This window comes from Helicobacter pylori FD535, from assembly GCF_000296015.2.
Lineage (GTDB): Bacteria > Campylobacterota > Campylobacteria > Campylobacterales > Helicobacteraceae > Helicobacter > Helicobacter pylori_CT.
This window is the reverse complement of the sequence record NZ_AKHP02000075.1, coordinates 1-6,546: the sequence shown is the minus strand read 5'-3', so window position 1 is coordinate 6,546 and position 6,546 is coordinate 1. Positions and strand designations below refer to the sequence as shown.

The 6,546-nt window shown below is 42.4% G+C and carries 4 protein-coding genes; 2 read left to right on the top strand and 2 right to left on the bottom strand.

Features of this window, described 5'->3' with window-relative positions; translation table 11 throughout:
- Nucleotides 1–1,937 (top strand): Hop family adhesin SabA/HopD (sabA, locus tag DV63_RS17325; protein WP_020982501.1); only part of this gene is annotated, 1,937 nt, incomplete at its 5' end.
- A 74-nt stretch (nt 1,938–2,011) separates the two neighbouring features.
- Here sabA (DV63_RS17325) and DV63_RS17320 read toward each other — a convergent pair.
- Nucleotides 2,012–3,343 (bottom strand): anaerobic C4-dicarboxylate transporter, encoded by a 1,332-nt coding sequence (locus DV63_RS17320; protein ID WP_000227249.1) that lies wholly within the window; start codon nt 3,341–3,343, stop codon nt 2,012–2,014.
- 74 nt (nt 3,344–3,417) lie between these two features.
- On the opposite strand from DV63_RS17320, the gene DV63_RS17315 reads away from it, so the two are divergent.
- The gene (locus DV63_RS17315) at nt 3,418–4,470 is read left to right on the top strand and encodes a type II asparaginase (RefSeq protein ID WP_033636929.1); all 1,053 of its coding nucleotides are present in this window, start codon (nt 3,418–3,420) and stop codon (nt 4,468–4,470) included.
- A 139-nt stretch (nt 4,471–4,609) separates the two neighbouring features.
- Here DV63_RS17315 and sabA (DV63_RS17310) read toward each other — a convergent pair.
- A partial coding sequence (gene sabA, locus DV63_RS17310) for a Hop family adhesin SabA/HopD (protein WP_020982501.1) occupies nt 4,610–6,546 on the bottom strand: 1,937 nt, incomplete at its 5' end.

The window sequence follows — 6,546 nt, the reverse complement described above, 5'->3', positions numbered from 1 at the left end:
CTCTCTCTCTCTCGCTTGCGGTATCATCGCTCCATGCTGAAGACAACGGCTTTTTTGTGAGCGCGGGCTATCAAATCGGCGAAGCGGTGCAAATGGTCAAAAACACCGGTGAATTGAAAAACTTGAACGACAAATACGAGCAATTAAACCAGTATTTAAATCAAGTGGCTTCGTTGAAGCAAAGCATTCAAAACGCCAACAACATTGAGCTGGTCAATAGCTCTTTAAACTATTTAAAAAGCTTTACCAACAACAACTATAACAGCACCACCCAATCGCCCATCTTTAACGCCGTGCAAGCCGTTATCACTTCGGTATTGGGTTTTTGGAGTCTTTATGCCGGAAATTATCTCACTTTTTTTGTGGGTAATAAGGATAATAAACAACCCGCTAATGTTCAGGGTAACCCTCCTTTTCAAACGATTGTAGAGAACTGCTCAGGAATTGAAAATTGCGCTATGGATCAAACCACTTACGACCAGATGAAAAAACTCGCCGAAGATCTCCAAAAAGCTCAAACAAACGCTACCACTAAAGCGAACAATCTTTGCGCTTTATCCGGATGCGCTACAACACAAGGCCAAAACCCGCCAAACTCAACCGTAAGCAACGCTCTTAACTTGGCGCAACAGCTTATGGATTTAATCGCAAACACTAAGACGGCTATGATGTGGAAAAATATCGTCATCAGTGGTGTTTCAAATGCGTCCGGTGCTATCACATCCACTAATTACCCAACGCAATACGCGGTGTTTAACAACATCAAGGCGATGATTCCTATCTTGCAACAAGCGGTTACGCTTTCTCAAAATAACCACACCCTATCTGCTAGTTTGCAAGCTCAAGCTACAGGATCTCAAACAAACCCTGAATTTGCTAAAGACATCTACGCTTTCGCTCAAAACCAAAAGCAAATCATCTCTTACGCCAAAGATATTTTCAACCTCTTCAACTCTATCCCTGCAGAGCAGTATAAGTATCTACAGAAAGCTTATTTGAAAGTGCCTAATGCGGGTCAAACTCCCACTAACCCTTACAGGCAAGAGGTGAATTTAAACCAAGAAGTTCAGACGATTCAAAACAATGTGAGTTATTATGGTAACCGGGTGGATGCGGCTTTAAGCGTGGCTAGAGATGTTTATAACCTGAAATCCAATCAAACAGAGATTGTAACCACTTATAACAACGCTAATAGTTTGAGTCAAGAGATTTCTAAACTTCCCTATAACCAAGTCAATACAAAAGACATTGTTACACTACCTTACGATAAAAACGCCCCAGCAGCAGGCCAATACAACTACCAAATCAACCCAGAGCAGCAATCCAATCTTAACCAAGCTTTAGCAGCGATGAGCAATAACCCCTTTAAAAAAGTGGGCATGATCAGCTCTCAAAACAATAACGGCGCTTTGAACGGGCTTGGCGTGCAAGTGGGCTATAAGCAATTCTTTGGCGAAAGCAAAAGATGGGGGTTAAGGTATTACGGCTTCTTTGATTACAACCACGGCTATATCAAATCCAGCTTTTTTAATTCTTCTTCTGATATATGGACTTATGGCGGTGGGAGCGATTTGTTAGTGAATATCATCAACGATAGCATTACAAGAAAGAACAACAAGCTTTCTGTGGGTCTTTTTGGAGGCATCCAACTAGCAGGGACGACATGGCTTAATTCTCAATACGTGAATTTAACCGCGTTCAATAACCCTTACAGCGCGAAAGTTAACGCTTCCAATTTCCAATTCTTGTTCAATCTCGGCTTGAGGACGAATCTCGCTACAGCTAAGAAAAAAGACAGCGAACATTCCGCGCAACATGGCTTGGAATTGGGCATTAAAATCCCTACCATTAACACGAATTACTATTCTTTTCTAGGCGCTCAATTGCAGTATAGAAGGCTCTATAGCGTGTATCTCAACTATGTGTTCGCTTATTGAATGGTTTAAACCCTCTTTTTTTAAAGGGGTTTAGAAAAAGCGCAACATCAAGCTTTTATCGTTGGTGATAAAATCTACAAAATTAACGGCGCGACAACAAAACCTAACGCCACGCTCAAAAACACGACTAAAACCCCAGGGATCAAAAACGCATGATCGAACACATAACGGCCCATTTTAGTGGTGCCGGTGTTATCCATAGCGATCGCTCCTAGTAAAGTAGGGTAAGTGGGTAACACAAACAACGCCGAAACGCTCGCAAAAGAAGCCACGATAATATACAAATGCTCTGTATGGTTAGCGCTAATGCCTAAGGCTGTGATCACGCTTGGGATGAGCGCTTTAGAGGTGGCGGCCTGCGAATACAAAAGCATGGAAGCCAAAAAGAGCGCTACGGCTAATAAAAACGGGTAATCTGCAATCAAAAAAGAAGCGTATTGCTTGATTTCATCTATATGATTGCTCACAAAAGTATCGCCCAACCACGCCACGCCCAACACGCACACGCACGCTTGCATGCCGGATTTAAACACGCTTGAATGAGCGATTTCATTAGCGTTGATTTTGCAAAAAAGCACAATGAGAGTCGCCACGCTCAACATGAAAGACACAATCGCATGATCTCTGCCTAAAACCACCGGGCTAACAAAAGCGATATTTTTAGAAATCGCGCTCGCATAAAAAACGATCGCTACAACCCCACCGATAAAAATCCATAACGATAATTTCGCGCTTTTTGAGGTTTCTTTTTCTTCTTGGATTGTGGGGGGCGGAATTTTCCCTGCTTTCAAACGCTCTAAGTAATTCGGGTCGCTGTCTAATTTCAAATCAGTAAAACCCATAATAAACGCCGTGAGCATGCATGCTAAAAAAGTCGTAGGAATCCAAACCATTAAAAGGGTCAAATAATTAGCTCCTAAAGGCTCTAAAATACCGCTCATAAACACCACCGCCGCGCTCACCGGGCTTGCGGTAATAGCGACTTGACTGGAAACTACCGCTAAACTTAAAGGCACTTTGGGTTTGATATTTTGGCTTTGGCTCACTTCCACAATCACCGGGATCAAGGAAAAAACCGTATGCCCGGTGCCGGCTAGTATCGTTAAAAAATACGCCACGCTTGGCGCGAGGTAATTGATTTGCTTGGGGTGTTTTCTTAAAATTTTTTCAGCGATTTTGACCAAGTAATCCAAGCCCCCCGCTTTTTGCATCGCACTAATAGCACTAATGACTGCCATGATGATTAAAATCACATCAAAAGGGATTTTGCCCGGATTTAGCCCCAAAAATAAGCATAAAACAAGCACGCCCAAACCCCCCGCATAGCCCACTCCCAAGCCCCCTAGCCTTGCCCCTAAAAAAAGCGAAAAAAGTAACACTACAATTTGAAAAAAGGCATCCACCATTAACCCTTTTTAAATTTATTTTAACGATGTTTTACTATACTATAAAATTTTTTAATTTCAAAAGGTGGTCCATAATGAGAATATTTTTGAAATTGTTGATTCTTTTATTTTGTTTAAAGGGGCAGGTTATGGCTCAAAATTTACCCACCATTGCTTTACTGGCGACAGGGGGGACGATTGCAGGGAGTGGCGCGAGCGCGAGTTTGGGTAGTTATAAGAGTGGTGAGTTGGGCGTCAAAGAGCTTCTTAAGGCTATCCCCAGTCTCAACAAGATCGCTCGCATTCAAGGGGAGCAGATTTCTAATATCGGCTCACAAGACATGACTGAAGAGGTGTGGTTCAAGCTCGCCAAACGCGCCCAAGAATTGCTAGATAATAGCCGCATTCAAGGCGTGGTCATCACGCATGGCACGGACACTTTAGAAGAGAGCGCGTATTTTTTAAACTTAGTTTTACACTCCACAAAACCGGTCGTGCTGGTGGGAGCGATGCGTAACGCTGCTTCTTTGAGCGCGGATGGGGCTTTGAATTTGTATAACGCACTGAGCGTAGCGACTAATGAAAAAAGCGCGAATAAAGGCGTGTTGGTGGTGATGGACGATAATATTTTTAGCGCTAGGGAAGTGGCTAAAACGCATACCACCCACACTTCCACCTTTAAAGCCCTAAATAGCGGCGCGATAGGGAGCGTGTATTATGGCAAAACACGCTATTACATGCAGCCTTTGAGGAAACACACCACAGAGAGCGAATTTTCCCTTTCACAACTCAAAACCCCCCTGCCTAAAGTGGATATTATTTACACGCATGCCGGCATGACCCCTGATTTATTCCAAGCGAGCCTAAACTCGCATGCAAAAGGCGTTGTGATAGCCGGGGTGGGTAATGGGAATGTGAGCGCTGGGTTTTTAAAAGCGATGCAAGAAGCGAGCCAAATGGGGGTTTTAATCGTTCGTTCTAGCAGGGTAGGCAGCGGTGGAGTTACTTCAGGCGAAATTGATGACAAGGCTTATGGTTTCATCACAAGCGACAATTTAAACCCCCAAAAAGCCAGGGTGCTTTTACAACTCGCTTTAACTAAAACGAATGATAAGGCAAAAATCCAAGAAATGTTTGAAGAGTATTGAACGATTTTCTTAAATTACCCAATTATCAAAGATAATTGGGTAATTTGGTTTATTTTGTTTTTGACTTTATTTTCATCAAATATTGATAACTATCAAAACAGATTTGATGAAGCTCCCCCTATTTTAAAAAAGAGAGCTTTTAATAAGCGAACACATAGTTGAGATACACGCTATAGAGCCTTCTATACTGCAATTGAGCGCCTAGAAAAGAATAGTAATTCGTGTTAATGGTAGGGATTTTAATGCCCAATTCCAAGCCATGTTGCGCGGAATGTTCGCTGTCTTTTTTCTTAGCTGTAGCGAGATTCGTCCTCAAGCCGAGATTGAACAAGAATTGGAAATTGGAAGCGTTAACTTTCGCGCTGTAAGGGTTATTGAACGCGGTTAAATTCACGTATTGAGAATTAAGCCATGTCGTCCCTGCTAGTTGGATGCCTCCAAAAAGACCCACAGAAAGCTTGTTGTTCTTTCTTGTAATGCTATCGTTGATGATATTCACTAACAAATCGCTCCCACCGCCATAAGTCCATATATCAGAAGAAGAATTAAAAAAGCTGGATTTGATATAGCCGTGGTTGTAATCAAAGAAGCCGTAATACCTTAACCCCCATCTTTTGCTTTCGCCAAAGAATTGCTTATAGCCCACTTGCACGCCAAGCCCGTTCAAAGCGCCGTTATTGTTTTGAGAGCTGATCATGCCCACTTTTTTAAAGGGGTTATTGCTCATCGCTGCTAAAGCTTGGTTAAGATTGGATTGCTGCTCTGGGTTGATTTGGTAGTTGTATTGGCCTGCTGCTGGGGCGTTTTTATCGTAAGGTAGTGTAACAATGTCTTTTGTATTGACTTGGTTATAGGGAAGTTTAGAAATCTCTTGACTCAAACTATTAGCGTTGTTATAAGTGGTTACAATCTCTGTTTGATTGGATTTCAGGTTATAAACATCTCTAGCCACGCTTAAAGCCGCATCCACCCGGTTACCATAATAACTCACATTGTTTTGAATCGTCTGAACTTCTTGGTTTAAATTCACCTCTTGCCTGTAAGGGTTAGTGGGAGTTTGACCCGCATTAGGCACTTTCAAATAAGCTTTCTGTAGATACTTATACTGCTCTGCAGGGATAGAGTTGAAGAGGTTGAAAATATCTTTGGCGTAAGAGATGATTTGCTTTTGGTTTTGAGCGAAAGCGTAGATGTCTTTAGCAAATTCAGGGTTTGTTTGAGATCCTGTAGCTTGAGCTTGCAAACTAGCAGATAGGGTGTGGTTATTTTGAGAAAGCGTAACCGCTTGTTGCAAGATAGGAATCATCGCCTTGATGTTGTTAAACACCGCGTATTGCGTTGGGTAATTAGTGGATGTGATAGCACCGGACGCATTTGAAACACCACTGATGACGATATTTTTCCACATCATAGCCGTCTTAGTGTTTGCGATTAAATCCATAAGCTGTTGCGCCAAGTTAAGAGCGTTGCTTACGGTTGAGTTTGGCGGGTTTTGGCCTTGTGTTGTAGCGCATCCGGATAAAGCGCAAAGATTGTTCGCTTTAGTGGTAGCGTTTGTTTGAGCTTTTTGGAGATCTTCGGCGAGTTTTTTCATCTGGTCGTAAGTGGTTTGATCCATAGCGCAATTTTCAATTCCTGAGCAGTTCTCTACAATCGTTTGAAAAGGAGGGTTACCCTGAACATTAGCGGGTTGTTTATTATCCTTATTACCCACAAAAAAAGTGAGATAATTTCCGGCATAAAGACTCCAAAAACCCAATACCGAAGTGATAACGGCTTGCACGGCGTTAAAGATGGGCGATTGGGTGGTGCTGTTATAGTTGTTGTTGGTAAAGCTTTTTAAATAGTTTAAAGAGCTATTGACCAGCTCAATGTTGTTGGCGTTTTGAATGCTTTGCTTCAACGAAGCCACTTGATTTAAATACTGGTTTAATTGCTCGTATTTGTCGTTCAAGTTTTTCAATTCACCGGTGTTTTTGACCATTTGCACCGCTTCGCCGATTTGATAGCCCGCGCTCACAAAAAAGCCGTTGTCTTCAGCATGGAGCGATGATACCGCAAGCGAGAGAGAGAGAG